The 17,010-nt window shown below is 64.0% G+C and carries 15 protein-coding genes; 3 read left to right on the forward strand and 12 right to left on the reverse strand.

What is annotated here, in order from left to right; translation table 11 throughout:
• Positions 1 to 4: 4 nt before the first annotated feature.
• The 12 genes from AC5Y4C_RS01155 to AC5Y4C_RS01210 all read right to left on the reverse strand — a co-directional run bounded on the left by AC5Y4C_RS01155 (position 5) and on the right by AC5Y4C_RS01210 (position 13,812).
• Positions 5 to 1,399, reverse strand: coding sequence for a tyrosine-protein kinase domain-containing protein (locus AC5Y4C_RS01155; RefSeq protein WP_499962135.1), 1,395 nt, complete (start codon positions 1,397 to 1,399; stop codon positions 5 to 7).
• A complete protein-coding gene (locus tag AC5Y4C_RS01160; protein ID WP_499962134.1) occupies positions 1,396 to 2,211 on the reverse strand; it encodes an SGNH/GDSL hydrolase family protein in 816 nt (271 codons plus the stop codon). The genes AC5Y4C_RS01155 and AC5Y4C_RS01160 overlap by 4 nt, the downstream gene beginning before the upstream one ends.
• Positions 2,208 to 2,849, reverse strand: coding sequence for an SGNH/GDSL hydrolase family protein (locus AC5Y4C_RS01165; RefSeq protein WP_499907628.1), 642 nt, complete (start codon positions 2,847 to 2,849; stop codon positions 2,208 to 2,210). The genes AC5Y4C_RS01160 and AC5Y4C_RS01165 overlap by 4 nt, the downstream gene beginning before the upstream one ends.
• A gap of 59 nt (positions 2,850 to 2,908) precedes the next feature.
• On the reverse strand, positions 2,909 to 4,066 hold the full coding sequence (locus AC5Y4C_RS01170) for a glycosyltransferase (RefSeq protein ID WP_500007921.1): 1,158 nt from the start codon (positions 4,064 to 4,066) through the stop codon (positions 2,909 to 2,911).
• Positions 4,067 to 4,079: 13 nt separating this feature from the next.
• The gene (gene gmd, locus AC5Y4C_RS01175) at positions 4,080 to 5,102 is read right to left on the reverse strand and encodes a GDP-mannose 4,6-dehydratase (RefSeq protein WP_499907626.1); all 1,023 of its coding nucleotides are present in this window, start codon (positions 5,100 to 5,102) and stop codon (positions 4,080 to 4,082) included.
• 26 nt (positions 5,103 to 5,128) lie between these two features.
• Positions 5,129 to 6,505: a glycosyltransferase family 4 protein gene (locus AC5Y4C_RS01180; RefSeq protein WP_499907624.1), complete on the reverse strand. Its 1,377-nt coding sequence runs from the start codon at positions 6,503 to 6,505 to the stop codon at positions 5,129 to 5,131.
• A gap of 36 nt (positions 6,506 to 6,541) precedes the next feature.
• Positions 6,542 to 8,083: a sugar transferase gene (locus AC5Y4C_RS01185; RefSeq protein WP_499962132.1), complete on the reverse strand. Its 1,542-nt coding sequence runs from the start codon at positions 8,081 to 8,083 to the stop codon at positions 6,542 to 6,544.
• Positions 8,084 to 8,256: 173 nt separating this feature from the next.
• Positions 8,257 to 9,738: a KamA family radical SAM protein gene (locus AC5Y4C_RS01190; RefSeq protein WP_499962130.1), complete on the reverse strand. Its 1,482-nt coding sequence runs from the start codon at positions 9,736 to 9,738 to the stop codon at positions 8,257 to 8,259.
• A complete protein-coding gene (locus AC5Y4C_RS01195) occupies positions 9,735 to 11,108 on the reverse strand; it encodes a flavin monoamine oxidase family protein (protein ID WP_499962129.1) in 1,374 nt (457 codons plus the stop codon). The genes AC5Y4C_RS01190 and AC5Y4C_RS01195 overlap by 4 nt, the downstream gene beginning before the upstream one ends.
• A 14-nt stretch (positions 11,109 to 11,122) precedes the next feature.
• Entirely contained in the window at positions 11,123 to 11,341 is a 219-nt protein-coding gene (locus AC5Y4C_RS01200) for an acyl carrier protein (protein ID WP_499907616.1), read from the reverse strand.
• Positions 11,338 to 13,002 carry an AMP-binding protein gene (locus tag AC5Y4C_RS01205; protein WP_499962127.1) on the reverse strand — a complete coding sequence of 555 codons (1,665 nt, stop codon included), beginning with the start codon at positions 13,000 to 13,002 and terminating at the stop codon, positions 11,338 to 11,340. Before AC5Y4C_RS01205 ends, AC5Y4C_RS01200 begins: the two co-directional genes overlap by 4 nt.
• Before the next feature lie 99 nt (positions 13,003 to 13,101).
• The gene (locus AC5Y4C_RS01210; RefSeq protein WP_499907612.1) at positions 13,102 to 13,812 is read right to left on the reverse strand and encodes a LuxR C-terminal-related transcriptional regulator; all 711 of its coding nucleotides are present in this window, start codon (positions 13,810 to 13,812) and stop codon (positions 13,102 to 13,104) included.
• A 549-nt stretch (positions 13,813 to 14,361) separates the two neighbouring features.
• Here AC5Y4C_RS01210 and AC5Y4C_RS01215 point away from each other — a divergent pair.
• The 3 genes from AC5Y4C_RS01215 to AC5Y4C_RS01225 are packed head-to-tail and all read left to right on the forward strand — an operon-like array spanning position 14,362 to position 16,953.
• Complete coding sequence (locus AC5Y4C_RS01215; RefSeq protein ID WP_499907610.1) at positions 14,362 to 16,017, forward strand: acyl-CoA carboxylase subunit beta; 1,656 nt, start codon at positions 14,362 to 14,364, stop codon at positions 16,015 to 16,017.
• A gap of 46 nt (positions 16,018 to 16,063) precedes the next feature.
• Complete coding sequence (locus tag AC5Y4C_RS01220; RefSeq protein WP_499907608.1) at positions 16,064 to 16,318, forward strand: acyl-CoA carboxylase subunit epsilon; 255 nt, start codon at positions 16,064 to 16,066, stop codon at positions 16,316 to 16,318.
• Entirely contained in the window at positions 16,315 to 16,953 is a 639-nt protein-coding gene (locus AC5Y4C_RS01225; protein ID WP_499962125.1) for a Maf family protein, read from the forward strand. Before AC5Y4C_RS01220 ends, AC5Y4C_RS01225 begins: the two co-directional genes overlap by 4 nt.
• Positions 16,954 to 17,010 lie beyond the last annotated feature (57 nt).

Below are 17,010 nucleotides of genomic sequence, written 5' to 3' on the forward strand. Positions count from 1 at the left end.
CAAGTCAGATCGAAGGCTCGAAGTCGAGCCGACGGTGCCCGGACTCATCGACAGGTTCGCTGTTGCGGGCCGGGACGCCTCGTTGGCGACCGCGTCCGTTGTCGTCGACGAACACGACACCCAATACATTCGCGTCGGCCAGCTTCAACTGGTTGCACACAGCGCGAAGTTCGTCGAACTTGGTACGGCCCGCCTTCGCGGTCAACACCACCGCGTCAGCGTGCCTGGCCAGTCGCACCACATCACTGAATTCGTTCGCAGCAGGAGTGTCGACGATCACCCAGTCGTACGCACTGCGCAGCGCACCGAACATCGCCGCTGTTCCAGGGTGATCCGCTATCGCACCCGGGTCGTCGTCGACCGAGCCGAAGGGAATCACCACGACGCCATGCCAATTGGCCCGAGGCGGCGCCAGAACCGCTGGTGACGCCTGATAGCACAGCGAGTTTTGGTGGATAATTGCGTCGACCGTCTCTGCGCCGTCGAGGCCGAGAGTCGAAGCAAGGCGGGAGCCGCGGGAATCGAAGTCCACCAGGGCCACCGTCGAGCCCCTCTCGGCGAGTACTCGGGCGGCGGTGAGCCCCACACCCGTCTTGCCCGCGGCACTTTCGGCCGAGGCCACCATCACGACCCGCGACCCGAGTAATGCCAACCGGTCAAGTGTGCTTCGAAGTTGTCGGCCGGACTCACCGTCGCACGGCTGAAAGTCATTCGCCTGCCAACAGATCGACGAGCGGAACGTCGCTAGCACAGGCGTCCCGGTCGCCTCCGCCGCGTCCTCGGCACGACGAATCCGTCCGTCCAGTAGAGCAGCCACGACTGCGCCGAGCGCACCGACGATGAGTCCCAGCGCCGCCACGGCGCCGATGATGATCCACGGCGGAAACATCCCGGCACGGCCCGCAAACGTCGGTGGCTGCACTGGCACCAAGTCCACGCGCGGGGCCAGGCCGCCGGACACTGATTCCAGGGCGTTGACGGTTCGGCGAAGTTCGTCGATGTAGGTATTACCGATCACCTGAGACTGCAGCGGGGTGTCACCGGTCGTCGTCAGCTGGAGAAGCACAGTGTCGCGAATAGGGGCGAGTTTGACGCGACCAAGCATCTGCTGCGCGCCGGTTTCCAGTCCGAGGTCGTCGATGACTCGCTGGGCTATCTCGGGACTCTTGCTCAAAGTGAGATAGGTGTCCGCTCGCTTCTTTGCATAGTCATCGCCGTCGTAATAGCTGCGTGCGTCGTCCCGCGGAGTCGACACGAAAAGAACAGCCTGAGAAGAGTATTCGGGCGGACTCGCGATGTAGTACAGGGCAGTCGCCGTCATCGACAGCAGCGTGAATGCGACCACGATGCGCCACCAGCGCCGCAGCACCAGCACATAGTTGCTAAGAGCGGAGTTCATGACGGGTTCGTGAACCCGTCTGCCCGCAGGGCGTCGGTGAGGAGTTCGGCGATCTTCTTGACGCCCGCGAAGCTCGGGTGTATTCCGTCCTCGGCCACGTATGGCGATCTGTCGATACCGACGAACCAGCCGAGGGCTCCAGGATCGATGAAATCCACGGCGTCGAAATCAGGATTGGAGCGAAGCACCGATCGGAAGTCGTCGCCGATCGTTGCGCCGTCAAGAGATGGCGGCCTGATAACCGGCTCGTTGAGGAACCATGGTCCGATCACGACTACATGGCTGTTGGGCCACAACTGAATCACCTGCTTCACCGTGTACGCGAATATCGGGTCCACATCGGATGTGGCGAACTGCATGTCGTTACGGCCGCCGTCGAGAATCACGATGTCGGCGCGGTACAACTCCCGCAGGCGCGGCAGTCGTTCCAGAAACGACGTCGAGGGCAACTCGGGTGGAGTCACCGGCAGCCGGTGCCCCGGACCGCCGGCGAGATAACCCGTTCCGCCCTGAGCCGCGATGTTGCACTCCCAACCCAGTTGTGTCGCCGTCATGCAGCCATAGCTCAAGTCAGGCGTGTCAGGGCCTTGCGTGTAAGAGTCGCCGATGAACAACACCGCGGGACTGGACCTGCTCGGCAGGGTGGGTGGGATCCCCTCCGCAACCTTGGCGAACTGGGTGACCGGCGGCCCCGCCGCCATCGTGTCGACGATGGCGAATGGGACGCCGACCACTGCCACGAGCGCGAGAACGGCGAGGGCAAGCGTCGACTTCCGAGGTAACGTGACGTTGACCGAAAGACTGCTACTCATTGCACAGCACCCGGTTGCGACTCGCGAATCTGCTGCAGTAGAAGAGGGTTCAGTTGGCGCGCCAGCACCGACTGACCGTCGTCGGTTGGCGCGTTGTCGCCCTGCATCAACCCATCGGCGAACAGCCACTTCTCCCGGATGAGCGGAATGTAGGTGATGTGATTGCTTTTGGCGGCGGCCGCGATGTCCGCGTCGAGCGCCATGAACACGTCCGGTACCGGATCCTCGTGCCAAATCGGGCCGAACGCCACCACTTTGGCGTTCGGCGCCCGCCTCGTCAGTTCGGCGAAGAGATCGATCGCCGATTGGGTGATCTGCCCGTCAGGTAGCCCGGCATCGCCAAGGCCGCCGAAGACGACGATCACCTCAGGTTTGGAGGCGAGTGCCTTGTCGATCTGATCGGCGAAACGCCCGCTCCACCCTTTGCCACCCGCATAAGTAGCATCTGCGACAGCAACATCGGAGATGCTGAGCGCAGATCCGGCGGCGATCAGTGAAGGCCATACCACGTCGTTGTCAGGACCGGCACTGTAGGAATCACCGATCACTGACACCCGCACCGGGCCGTCATGCCTCGGCGGCAGCGTTTCCGGCGTGCGATCAGTGACAAGCACAGTCGTGGTGACCGTTGCTGCCACCAGTAGGAGCACGAGGACCGAGTTCGGAATCGCAGATCTCCATGAGAGAAGCCAAGACTTCATGCGGACCGCCTGGCGCCGAATGCCGCATCCGCATAGCGGTTCTCCAACCGCTGCCCGATGTACGACATGCCGAGGTCGTGGATGACCGCTTTGCGCCCTCGTTCACCCATCGAACGAGCAGCCTCGGGGGCCGAGAGTAGGTCGCGGACGGCTTTTGCGACGTTCGGCGCCCCCGGCTCGATGACGATGCCGCAGTTGTATTTTCGGACCACGGGCGCTAGACCGCATTGATTCGTGACCACGACGGGAAGCCCGACAGACATCGCCTCGAGTACTGCCATCGGATAGGGTTCCGGGCTCACGGAGGGCAACACGTATATCGACGCCTGCCTCATGCGGGCCGGCCCGGCTCCGCTTGTGATCGGGCCCGCCCAGTTGATGTTGTCGGCATGGACGGTCGCCTGTTGAACCCGCCTGCCTTCGCCTTCGTCCGGGCCGACGAGGGTGTAATCCGCGGAAAGACCACGCGCGTTCAATTCGAGTGCCGCCGTGACGAAGTCGACCGGACGCTTGCGCGGATGCAGGCGAGCAAGGAACAGCACCTCGGGCACGTTCCGCGAATATGTCGCCTTCTCATACAGCGGTACGCCGTTGGGAAACGAAGTGAGGCGAGCTCTGCCTCCGGCGACCTCGTCGAGCGCGTCGCGCTCATCGGTTGTCAGGTAGAAGACTTCGTGTGCGTGGCTCAGCAGCTTGCTGACGACCGAGCGGTCGATCAGCGGCGCTAGCGGGTGCGCCCCCGGCAGGATCATGCCGTGCGGCTGAAGAACGAAAGGCAGCTTCAACCGCATCATGGCTACCGCCAGAGGCAGCAGGACGAGGTCACGCGCGAGGTGAACGTGCGCCGCGTGGAACTGGCTGCGCGCACGAAGAAGCCACGTCACCAAACCCGGCGCACAAAGGCCGGCAAACCCGGAGCGAGGGACCAGACGCCTGGCGGGCCGGACCACGAGCGGTGTTCCGTCTACGCAAGTCGGCGCGACGTCGAAACCCCTCTCAGCCGTGGCAAGAGTCACTGAGTGCCCCCGACTGCGTAATGCCGAAGCCTGGTTGAGTGAGACCCGGACCGGTCCGCCATACGCCCCGTCGGGACTGAGCAACGTGACCGCGTGCAGTATTCGCATGCGATCCGAGCTATCTGTCCGTGACGTCATCGCAATCAGCTCGCTAGGACCGGCCGACCAGCAACGGCTTGTCCACCCATGGCGTGCCCTCGCAACGCAGCGCGTCGATATCCGCATCTACCATGATTGCGGCGAGATCCGGCGTGAGCACCTCGGCTTTCCAGTCGAGCAACCGCGCAGCTTTCGACGAGTCACCGATAAGCGCATCGACCTCTGTAGGACGGACATACCCCTTGTCGAATCTCACGTAGTCCTGCCAGTCGAGACCCGCTCTGTCGAAAGCGATCTCGACGAAATCCCGAACAGTGTGGCCCTGGCCCGTTGCCAATACGTAGTCATCGGGCTCGTCGACTTGCAGCATGCGCCACATGCCCTCGACGTATTCCGGCGCATAGCCCCAGTCACGAACCGCGTCGAGGTTGCCCAGGTACAGCTCGCGCTGGAGTCCGGCCTTGATCCGCGCAACCGCCCGAGTGATCTTTCGGGTCACGAAAGTCTCACCGCGGCGCGGTGACTCGTGATTGAACAAAATGCCGTTCACCGCGAACATTCCGTACGCTTCGCGGTAATTCTTGGTGATCCAGTACGCGTAGACCTTCGCGGCGCCATAGGGCGAACGCGGATAGAACAGTGTGTCCTCGTTCTGGGGAGGTGGTGATGCTCCGAACATTTCCGAACTCGACGCCTGATAGAAGCGACATTGCACGCCCGAGAGCCGCACCGCCTCGAGCAGCCGTGTCGAGCCCATCCCTGTGGTGTCGCCGGTGTGCTCCGGTTCGTCGAAGCTGACCCGGACATGTGACTGTGCAGCGAGGTTGTACACCTCGTCGGGCGAGATGTCCGACAACAGCGTCACCAGGCGGGCGCCGTCTCTGAGGTCGCCGTAGTGGAGATACAATCGCGCGTCGGGATCATGCGGATCGACGTACATGTGGTCGATCCGCGAGGTGTTGAACGACGATGATCGGCGGATCAGTCCGTGCACCTCATAGCCCTTGTCGAGCAGCAGCTCTGCGAGGTAGGACCCGTCCTGACCGGTAATCCCCGTGATAACAGCCTTTTTCATATCTCTACATCCTTTGTTGCAAGAGTTCATCGATGCCCGGATTCGGAGCCTTCTGGTGGCCGGGCCGTGTCTTCGGCGAGCGCTCGGGCGAAGCGAACGAAGTGCTGCCGGCCGCTGCGTTCGCAGAATTGCTCGCGCCCGAGGCGACGGGCGTTGTCCACCAGTCGGGAACGCAGAGAGTCGTCGGAGGTGATCCGACGTAGGCCGTCGACAAGCGCTTCCGGATCACCATTGGGCACCAACAGTGCGGCCTGCGCAGAGCACAAGAATGATCTGGTGATGCTGTTGTCCGCGACCGCGGCGATTATCGGCCGTGACGCGGTGGTATACGACGTCAGCTTGCTGGGAAGCGACATTTCGCGGACTCCTGGGCGTTCGTGAACCAGCAGGATGTCCGCCGCTGCGAGAACGAGGGGATAGTCCTCTTCGGGGACGGGGTCGACGAAGCGGAGACCAGCGAGATCTGCGGACTGCCGTTGCAGCGCTTGTCTCGTGTTGCCGTCGCCTACGAGGACGAACTCGATGGCTCCCGGATGTCGGTCGTTCGCAAGCCGGACCGCCTCTAAAACGTGCTCCAGGCCTTGTTTCATGCCCATGTTTCCGGTGTGCACGACAGTGAGACGACCGGTGTCGGGCCAGCCGAGCGCGCGCCGCGCCGCGGCAGGAGACAGGCTAACAGGACTCACGTGTGAGAAGAGAGGCACCGCGCTGATCCGATCGGGATGCACTCCGGCTGCGACTAGCGCAGGACTGAACCTGTCAGTGATAACGCCGACCCGGTTGGCTCGCCGCAGCACCGAATACTCGGCGGCTGCAACCATTTTCGCGACCCGACCGCCGGTACTGCCTGACTGCAGGGCGGCCTTCCCCACCTGGTCGTGCACGATGGCGCCGAATGGACGCCCACGCCGGCCCACCACGCCGGCGAAGGCTGCGCCGAGCAACGGCGTCACGCCGATCACTATGTCGGCTCGCGTTGCGGCGACAGCGGGAGCGCTCAGCGCGGCGAAGCTCAGCTCTTGGCGCATGCGGCCTAGAAGGTCGGGGTTCCGCGGCACTGCATGTCGAAGCCGGAGGATGCTCACCGAGCCGCGCCCTGGTGCCGCAGTGATCGATTCACGCCACCGCAGGCCCAGTCGATACTGCGTGTCCATGACGCGCCACTGGGGGTAATGCGGCACCCCGGTAACGACTTTCACCGTTGCGCCTGCCTCCGCAAGCGTGTCGACGAGAAAAGAGTTGTACGGCGCGCTACCCGACGACTCCGGACGGAAATGGCAGGCGACCACGCAGACCACCAGACCGGAAAGCGACGCGGCACCGAAGGCAGCATCCGTACGGACGTCTGGATCCGATGCCCGTACGTCAGCGCTTTCGTGGAAGGTCAAGGCGGGAGACTTCATGAGTGGTCCGTCAATTCGTCGCAGGGTTGATGGCGATCAGTAGGCACCGTGGGCTTTGAACACCGCCCGCGCCGTCCGCAGGATGATCAGCATGTCCTGGACGTAGGACCAGTTGTCGACATAGAAGTGATCGAGGCGCACACGTTCCTCGGCGGAGACGTCGGACCTGCCGGACACCTGCCACAGGCCAGTCATTCCGGGCTTGACAAGTCCCCTGCGCTCGATGAAGTACTCGACCGACGAGCCCTCACCGGGAACGAGCGGCCGTGGGCCGACGAGACTCATCGAGCCGGCGATGACGTTCAACAGTTGAGGAATCTCGTCGATACTCGTCTTCCGCAGCCACCGTCCGATTGGTGTGATACGCGCGTCCGCAGCCGATTTGTAGAAGATGCAGTCGGTCTGTCCGGCGATGGCCCGCTCAGCCTCCAGCTGGGCCTCGGAGTCGGTGTTCATTGTTCTGAACTTGAAGATCCGAAATGGAACGCCTTTGTAGCCCACACGTTCCTGACGGAAGAACACGGGTCCTCCGTCATGCAACTTGATCGCGACCGCGGCAAACACCATGATCGGCGAAAACATCAGCAGCGCAATGCTTCCGAAGACAAGATCGAAGAACCGCTTGTGATACCGCAACGCACCGTCGTGGCGAGACCGCGCTACGTGGAACAGCGGCATATTGTCAATCGGCCGGATCTTGAGCCGGGGGCCCACGATATCGACCATGCCCGGCATGACGATAAGGTCGATACCCAATGAGTCGAGTTGCCAGGTCAGCGTCCGCATGTGCTCCTGGCCTAGTTGCTCAGCCGAAGTAACCGCAAGGGCATCCGCATTGGTCAGGCGAACCACCTCCGCGACCGAGTGTTCGTTGCCCAAAACCGGAATGGTTCCGGCCGCGGTTTCGAGCTCGAGTCCCACTCCGCCGCAGAAATCCGGCAGACATGCACCGACCACCCGGTAGCCGGCATAGCTGCACCGGTTCATGGTGTTGCACAACGCGATGACGGACTGCGGCCTGCCGAGCACCACAATCTGGCTCGTGAAGGCACCGCGCGCTCTCTTGCGGGCCAGTTTGCGTCTCAACAAGTATCTGCCCACGAGCAGTCCTGCGAGGCCGACTGGAAGTGCAATCGCGAGGTAGCCCCGGACCATTCCGAGTTGAAGCAGCAGATCAGTGACAGCGATGATTCCGAAGACCCAGGCAGTCGCGGTGACAACCCGGCGGTACTCCTCTGAGCCGATCCCCGCCAGCGATAGATCCCATGACTGCTGCAATCCCAAGGCTGCGATCCAGATGACCATCAGACCGATGGAGCAGGCCGTGACGTAGCGCCACTCCCCGCTGCTGATCATCGGATGACCATGCTGCGGTAGGCCGAATCGTGCTAACTGAGCGGCAGTGACCGCCGCCATCACAGCGATGGTGTCCGTCACCACCACCTGCCGCCGGTACGACCGCTTCCATTGGCGCCCACGGGCTCTGGCAGCGGTGACCTTTTCCATCACCCGATCCGCCGACTCCGACCGGAACCCCGGGTGGGACCTGAATCGGCGAACGAGTGGAGGCGCGGTCACGTTGCGCCACCTCGCGTGGCTCGCCTTCCCGGCATATCGTGCGTCGCCTTCTCGGCAAGCCGTGTCGGAACCTTCAGGCGCCGAATTGCTCTGGCCTGACTTGTATTCCATGGTGGTCATGGTTGCCCCCGGATGGTCGAGAGATGTTGGCGGCGATATTGGTCGGAGTGCGGTCATCGAAGGTCTGCCGGGGTCGCAGCGGCGCCGCCTTCGGCAGCGGGCGCGACCGAGTCGTCGCCGACCGAAAGTGCTGCGTCACAGGGAAGGTGGCTGTTCTCCCGCCACCACGCTTGGCCGGACGCGGGCAGACTGTCGATCGGGTCGTAGAAGGGGTAGACGCGGGTCAACGCTTCGGCGTGCGAGCCGTCGAGCCCAGTACGATAGTTCTTTGTCCAGTAGGAGATTCCGAGGTTCCGGTCGTAACGTGCCACCTGGTGAACCCACCGCTTGCCGACATAGGGAACGTCGCAAACGATGCGTGGCGTCGCGAAACCGGGCAGGTATCCCATGATCGACAGCTGCAGCTGTTGAGCTTGCGACAATGGCGTGCGCCAGTGTTCGGCGTTGGGGATCATGTCGCACATGTAGAAGTAGTAAGGCGAGATGTTCGCTTCGCCCTGCAGCGCAAAGCACAGGTCGAGCAGGTCGTCGGCAGTGGCGTTCACCCCGCGCAACAACACCCCCTGGTTGCGCACGTCACGCAGTCCTGCGTCATGCAGACCCCGCGCCGCGGCGGCGACCAGCGGTGTCACCGACTGCACATGATTGGCGTGGGTGTGCAGCGCCAGGTTCACTCCGCGCGCGGCGGCAATGCGCGCCACGCGGCCGACACCGTCGAGAACATCGTCTTGCAGCCAGTGCTGCGGCAACGCGATCAGCGCCTTCGTGGCCAAGCGGATATCGCGGATGGTGTCGATCTCGAGCAGCTGTGTGACAAACGATTCCAGCCGCGGCCATGGCACGTTCGCCACATCCCCGCCTGACACGACGACGTCACGCACAGTCGGCGTGGTGCGCAGGTAGTCAAGCATCCGGCTCTGCCGGTCGGCCGGGCGCAGAGTCAGTCTCGTCTTGGTGATCGTCGGTGTGGAATTGCCGACCAGGTCCATCCGCGTGCAGTGCCCGCAATATTGGGGGCACGTCGACAGCAGTTCGGCGAGCACCTTGGTGGGATACCGATGAGTCAGTCCCTCCACCACCCACATGTCGCTCTCGTGCAACGAATCTCGCTCAGCGTAGGGATGCGAGGTCCATTCCGACGCCCGGTCGCTGAGCACCGGCAGCATGTAACGCCGGATCGGATCGGCATAGAAGGCGTCGGTAAACCTTTGTGCCGCACCGCATCTCGGTGCCATAGTGTTCAGCATCTGCGGCGGCAGCAACATCGACATCGTCGCGCTCTGCTGCTGATCGGCAAGCAAGTCGGCGTAGAACCGTTCCTCGAGCAGATCCCCTGCCACCGCGCGAAGTTGCGGGACATTCTTGACGGAATGAGCCCGCTGCCACTGCGGATCTCGCCATTCGCGGTCGGTGACCGTAGCCCAACCCGGATAGCGACGCCAATCCGGTTCGAACAACTCCTTACGTGCATAGGCGTACGGCTGATCGGTTGCGGCGGTGAAGCCAATACGCCCTTGTTCGCTGAGTAGTGTCATTGCAGCACGACCTTTCGCGAAGCGGTCGCTGCTGGAGCGCCGTGGATCAATTCGGCCGCGACGCGTTGGCCCGACCGGATCGCACCCTCCATCAGCCCGAAGAACTCCAGGCTGGTTTCGGTGCCGGCCCAGTGGACGCGGCCATGAGGTTCGGTCAGTGTCGGGCCGAGCCGCAACCAGTCGCCGGGACCCAACAGGGCCGCATAGCATCCCCTGCTGTATTCCTCGGCCAGCCAGTCGGTCACCGCGCATCCTGTCGGCTGCGGTAACTGTGGAAAGAGCCGGCCGGCGTGGGCCAGCGCGGCGTCCTGCTGCTTGGTCTTCGACAGTGCGGAGAAGGCCGATGCGGCGGCGCCGGTGACGAATCCCGTGAGCACGCCGACAGATTCATCGGGCGGTGAATCATCGACCGTCGACAGCAACGGCCCGCTGTCACTCACCGACCACCCGGACATGCCGTGCTCCCGCCATATCGGCGCCGGATAACTCAGGTGGACCTTGACCGCACAGCCGCGGCCGGTGGCCACCGTCGCCCGCGGTGCGCGAAGACCGGGCCGGAACTCGATACCCCGCGCCAACAGCGGCGGGATGGCGACCACCACCCGATCGGCTCGATACGCACACGGTGTGCCGTCGAGACCCGAGACGCAGTGCACGACAACTTCTTCGGCGTCTTGCTCGATGGCACGTACCGAACGCCGCAAGATGACTCGCTCGCCGAGTCGTCGGGCGAGCGCCTGGCACAGCAGGTGGACTCCGCCGTCGATCCGCCACTGCTGCGCCCCGCCCTCGAAGGCGTTCAGATAGCGGATCCCTCCGCCGGAACGCAGATAGAAGGCCATGTGCAGAGCAGAGATCGTCGTCGGGTCGGCCGCCATCATCTCGCCGATGAACAGCGGGAAGAAGGTGTGCGCGTCCGGATGCTTGACCGTGTCGGCAAGCCAGCGCGCGGCTGTCAGGTGGTCGAGGCGTTCGGCGTCCGGGGATTGCCACGGCGCATCGAGCCGGACCTGATCGACGAGATCCTCGAGCTGATCGAATAGTTCGCCGAGCGCGACGGCGTCCAGTGGCGGTACCCGACTTGCGGTTGTCGTCCGCCGATCCGACAGCAGAAACGTGCTGTCCCCGACCATCGCTGTGGAGGCCAGACCAAGCCCGTGCTCGCGCACCATTGCGAGAAGCTCGGTATGCCGTACGCCCAGATAGGCAGCACCGCCGTCGGCGTAAACACGCTGCGCCACCGGGATACCGTGCATCCGGCCGCCGACTCGATCGCGGGCCTCCAGCACTGTGACGTCCGCGCCCGCCGCCGCCAAGTCGAGTGCGGCGGTCAGTCCGGCCAGGCCTGCCCCGACGACGACCACGCGCATGCCGACTCCATCCATCACGCCGCGCCGGCTACTTTGGCGAACAACCCGGCCGGCGAGGGGTCTTCGACGAAGTCCTCGTACAACAGCTCCGTTCCGAAATCCCTTGCGAGCGCGCTGAGTACGCGCGTCGCGAGCAGCGAGTCGCCGCCGAGTTCGAAGAAGTCAGAGCTCGCCTTCACCTCGCTGGTGGCGAGGACCCTCCGAAAAATCTGGACAATGTGGTCGGCGCTCATCCTGCTCCTTCGCTGTCGTGCTCGACTGCGGCACGTCGCGTGGCCGCCCGATCAACTTTTCCGCTCGAGGTATAGGCCAGCGCTGCAACGAATTTCACTGTGCTGGGTACGAATTGGGCCGGCAGGCGGTCACGCAGGTAACGCCTCAACTCAGCGGAGGTCGTCGCCCCGGACCGCACGACATAGGCCGTCAACGTCATCTGCCCGAGCCGCCGTTCGCCCATCACGACCGCCCCCGCGACCGCAGGGTGGGTGTTCAACTGCGCCTCCACCTCGGCCGGATGTACGCGAACGCCAGAAACTTTCACCTGTTCGTCAGCGCGGCCCCGAGGGTAGAGGGTCCCGTATTCGCCACGGACGACGAGATCGCCGGTTCGGAACCACCGGGCTGGTCCCGATCCGTGATCGGCGACCGGAAACGCAGCCGCCGTCAGTTCCGGCATGCCGAGGTATCCGGTGGCCAACGAGGGGCTGCAGACCAACAGCTCACCCTCGTCGGTGACGTAATCGCGCACATGGGGCAGCGGACGACCCAGGGGCGCCTCGGCGTCGTAGGCGACGACGTCCGGCTCGGCGCGTGGGCCACTTAGGTGAACCGCGTGGGTCACCATCGTCGTTTCGGTGCACCCGTAGGTATTGAGCAAGCTGACGTGCCCGAGATCGAGGTCGCGCCACTGCCGCAACCGGGTCGAGTCGACTCGCTCGCCGCCGATCACGACCAGTCGGATGCTGTCTGGAAGTGTCGCTCGCTCCTCATGCAAAAAAAGCACGAGCTCGTGCCAGAACGCCGTCGGCAGATCGAGCACGCTGACTTCCCGTTCCGCCAGCATGCGCAGGAACGGGCGGAACGAACCGGAATGGGCCGCGTCGTCGAAAACCAATGTCGCGCCGGCAGTCAACGCAGGCAAGATCTCTTCGAAGCAGGTGTCCCAGCCGAGCGAGGCGAATTGGAGCACGCGGTCTGCTGGGGTGAGCCCGAAGAGGCCGCGCAGCGCGCGCACCGTGATGGTCAGGGCACGCCGAGACACCACCACCGGTTTCGGCGTTCCGGTCGAGCCGGAGGTGCACAGCACATAAGCGGGATCGCTTTGGCGCCATAGGAACTGAGACAGTTCAGCATCCTCGGTATCCGCAACAACCAGGTCTTCGTCGACGGCTTCGATCCGCAGGGTGCCTGCTTGCTGCGAGTGCCGCCCTGTCACGAAAAGACGGTCCACGCCGAGCACCGCGGCGAGCTCCTCCTTGCGCGCGACCGGAAGCGCGGCGTCGATCGGGCAATAGACCGCACCGGCTTGCAGTATCCCCAGCAAGTGGCTCACCACGACGGGTGTGTGGGATACCAACGCGCCGATCAGAACGGGTGCTCCATCAGCGCCGAATCGCAGTCTCCGATAGCCGAATCCGGTGCAGCGCACGCGCTCTGCGAGGTCTCGATAGGTGATGGACGACCCGTTGTGCACGATGGCAGCACGGTGCGGCCACTCTCGGGCCGCAGCGGTGAAGTCCGCAATGACGTCCTCGCCGGTATCGGTCTCGGGAAGGTCGACACGGATGCTGGAAGTCACGCGGCCGCCAGGTGCCGACGTCGCGGAGTCGACGTGGTGGGCGGGATCGGCGGTGCCGAAAAGATGGCCGCCGATTCGCTCGCCAGCGAACGGCAACTGGATCTTGAAGCTAATCCGAAGAACACATCGCAACTATCGAAAGTCGGGTCGCGTATGTAAATGGACCGTCAGAGCGAACTTCTGATAGACCGCGGTCTAGTTCCCCTGGTTGCTGACGGTGTACCCGAGACTGCGGGACAGCGTCGAGGCTTCGGCGCGTGTACTGACGCCAAGCTTGATCAATAGGCTGTGCACGTGGTTCTTGACGGTATGAACGGCGATGTGGAGCCGTACCGCGATATCGCGATTCGAAAGGCCTAGTTCCACCATCCGAAGGATCTGGGCCTCGCGCGCCGTGAGAACTAGTTCCCGTCCCGCCAGTTGGCCCTTTCCGGAAGAAAGCGCCGACAACCGGCGAAGCAAAATCGCGGAAACTTTTGGCGAATACGACGACTCCCCGGCAGCAACCTTCCGTATCAAGAGAAGAAGGTCGGCAAGGGACTCGGTGCGCAAGTGGTAGCTGGCGACACCCGCTTCGGCACACGAGACGATCTCCGATTCGTCGTTTTCCGACAAACCCACGGCGATCACTCGCGCGCTGGGAGTGAATTCTCTTGCGGCCCTGAGCAAGATCTTGCTGTCGCGAGTCGCCATCATCAATACGATGACGTGCGGCGCGGTATCTTCGAGCGTTCGGATCAACGAGGGCAGATCCCACGCGACGCTTGGAACGGCCGCCCCGTTGGCAACCAGAACCGCAGCCAGATTGTCGCGGTAGAGCTTGCAGTCATCGACAATCAGAAGACTTGCGTCGCGGAGCACGTCCGCGCCCTCTGATTCTTCCCAAGCCGAGTCCGACTTGCCCACGCTAGTCGACGGCATCCGGGGGCCAACCGACTCGTGGCTTGCTCAGCGGTGTGGGTCTGCCTGTCTGACCGTCAGCCGTCAGCGGTCTGTAGCGGGGCCGTTCCCCGACGAGGACACGAACACCGCCGTTCCGATTCGGTGAGTGTTGCGGCGCGGTCCTGCGGCAAGTGACGCCAGTACTAGAACCACATGCGTTCGATCCCCTCGCCAGCGGCCGCCTACGGTCGCGAGCTGATGGAAAGAACACCTCGCAACTATCAGCATTCCTGCGGCGCATGTGAATAGACCGTCAGAGCTAATTTCGGCTAGGCCAGGGTCTAGTTCGCGCGGCGAAGACAACAAATCTTCCGGCGAGTCAGTCAACCTGTGGTAGCCGTCTGGTGTGGTGGTGCCGCACGCGTCGCGCTCGCATCATCCTAAAGACAACGGACCGCATCCGGGACGCTTTTCTGCGACCAGCAACGATCTGTTGCCAGGATCACGGCCTTCGGCGGGAGCCGTTCGGCTCCGTTGAATCGTGCCCGCAACGTACCGATACCATCGACGTCCATGACGAGCAGCACGAAGAACGACACTGCCGACCACACCGCGGAGCCGGCTGCCGAGCACACCATCGACATCCACACCACCGCCGGCAAGCTGGCAGAACTGCGCAGGCGCACCGAGGAGACCTTGCACCCGGTCGGTGAGGCCGCCGTCGAGAAGGTTCACGCCAAAGGCAAGCTGACCGCCCGGGAGCGGATCTACGCGCTGCTCGACGAGGGCTCGTTCGTGGAGCTGGACGCGCTGGCCCGGCACCGCAGCAAGAACTTCGGACTCGACCAGAAACGGCCTCTCGGCGACGGCGTGGTGACGGGATACGGCACCATCGAGGGCCGCGACGTGTGCATCTTCTCCCAGGACGCGACGGTGTTCGGCGGCAGCCTCGGCGAGGTGTACGGCGAGAAGATCGTCAAGGTGCAGGACCTGGCCATCAAGACCGGCCGGCCGCTCATCGGCATCAACGACGGGGCCGGCGCGCGGATCCAGGAGGGCGTCGTCTCCCTGGGGTTGTACGGCGAGATCTTCCACCGCAACATTTTGGCGTCAGGCGTCATCCCGCAGATCTCGCTGATCATGGGCGCTGCGGCGGGCGGACACGTCTACTCCCCGGCGCTCACCGACTTCGTCGTGATGGTCGACCAGACCAGCCAGATGTTCATCACCGGCCCGGACGTCATCAAGACCGTCACCGGCGAGGACGTCACGATGGAGGAACTCGGCGGCGCGCACACCCACATGGCCAAGTCCGGCACCGCGCATTACGTCGCTTCCGGCGAACAGGACGCGTTCGACTATGTGCGCGACCTGCTGTCGTATCTGCCGCCCAACAACTACGCCGATCCGCCCGTCTACCCCGTTCCGGTTCCCGAAGGCGCCATCGAGGACAACTTGACCGCCGAAGACCTCGAGCTGGACACCCTGATTCCGGACTCGCCGAACCAGCCCTACGACATGCACGAGGTGATCACCCGGATCCTCGACGACGACGAGTTCCTGGAGGTGCAAGCCGGCTACGCCGCGAACATCATCGTCGGCTTCGGCCGCATCGAGGGCCGGCCGGTCGGCATCGTCGCGAACCAGCCGACCCACTTCGCCGGCTGCCTGGACATCAACGCGTCGGAGAAAGCGGCCCGGTTCGTCCGGACCTGCGACTGCTTCAACATCCCGATCGTCACGCTGGTCGACGTGCCCGGCTTCCTGCCGGGCACCGACCAGGAGTACAACGGCATCATCCGGCGCGGGGCCAAGCTGCTGTACGCCTACGGCGAGGCAACCGTCGCCAAGATCACCGTCATCACCCGCAAGGCGTACGGCGGCGCCTACGACGTGATGGGGTCCAAGCACATGGGCGCCGACGTCAACGTCGCCTGGCCGACCGCGCAGATCGCGGTGATGGGCGCCTCCGGCGCGGTGGGCTTCGTCTACCGCCAGCAATTGGCCGAGGCCGCCCGCAACGGCGAGGACGTCGAGGCGCTGCGCCTCAAGCTGCAGCAGGACTACGAGGACACGCTGGTCAACCCGTACATCGCCGCGGAGCGCGGCTACGTCGACGCGGTGATCCCGCCGTCACACACGCGCGGGTACATCGCGACCGCACTGCGGCTGTTGGAACGCAAGATCACTCAGATGCCGCCGAAGAAGCACGGCAACATTCCACTGTGAGCGCAGCGAACGATCCAGCACACGTGACAGACGGGGACGCACAGCCATGACAGATCTGCCAGGGGAGCCGAACGAAACGGCCGCCGCGCCGGCGCACGTCGACATCCACATCGAGCGCGGCAAGCCCACCGACGAGGACATCGCCGCGCTGGTGGCGGTGCTCGGTGGCGCCTCCGGCGGCACGCTCACGCCCACGGTCAGAGAACGCAACCTGTGGGGTCATCCCGTCAGCAAGCTGCGCTATGCGATTTTCTCGTGGGAGCGCGTCACGTTGCTGGAACGGACGTACATGCGCCGATGACCTGGGTGGTGCTCGGGTCGGCCTCGTCGGGGCGGCGAAAGGTCTTGCGCCAGGCGGGGATCGAGCCTCTCGTCGTGGTCTCCGGTGTCGACGAGGACGCGGTGATCGCCGCGCAAGAAGACGGCCCACCGCAGATGGTCACCACTGCGCTGGCAACCGCGAAAGCCCAAGACGTCGTCGCTCGGCTCGATGCCGCCGTTGCCGCCGATTGCGTTGTGATCGGCTGCGATTCGATGCTGTACTGCGACGGGCGCCTGCGCGGCAAGCCGTCGTCGCCAGCGGAGGCGAAACAGCAGTGGCAGACGATGGCCGGTCACACCGGTGACCTTCACACCGGGCACTGCCTGATTCGGTTGCAAGACAACGATGTTGCGTATCAGAGCGCTGAAACGCTGGTCACCACAGTGCATTTCGCGAATCCATCCGACGACGAGCTCGAAGCCTACGTGGCCAGTGGCGAACCGCTGAACGTCGCCGGGGGGTTCACGATCGACGGCCTCGGCGGCTGGTTCGTCGACGCCGTCGACGGCGACCCGTCGAGCGTGATCGGCATCAGCCTGCCGCTCACCCGCCGACTGCTGGCCCGCGCCGGCTTGTCGATACCGGCGCTCTGGGCCGCCAACCCTGTCGCCTGACCGTCGAATTCAACGCTAAGCAGCAGAAGTTCGAGTAGAGATCGCCATAGCGTTGAA

It is taken from the genome of Mycobacterium sp. NGS35 (assembly GCF_059812855.1).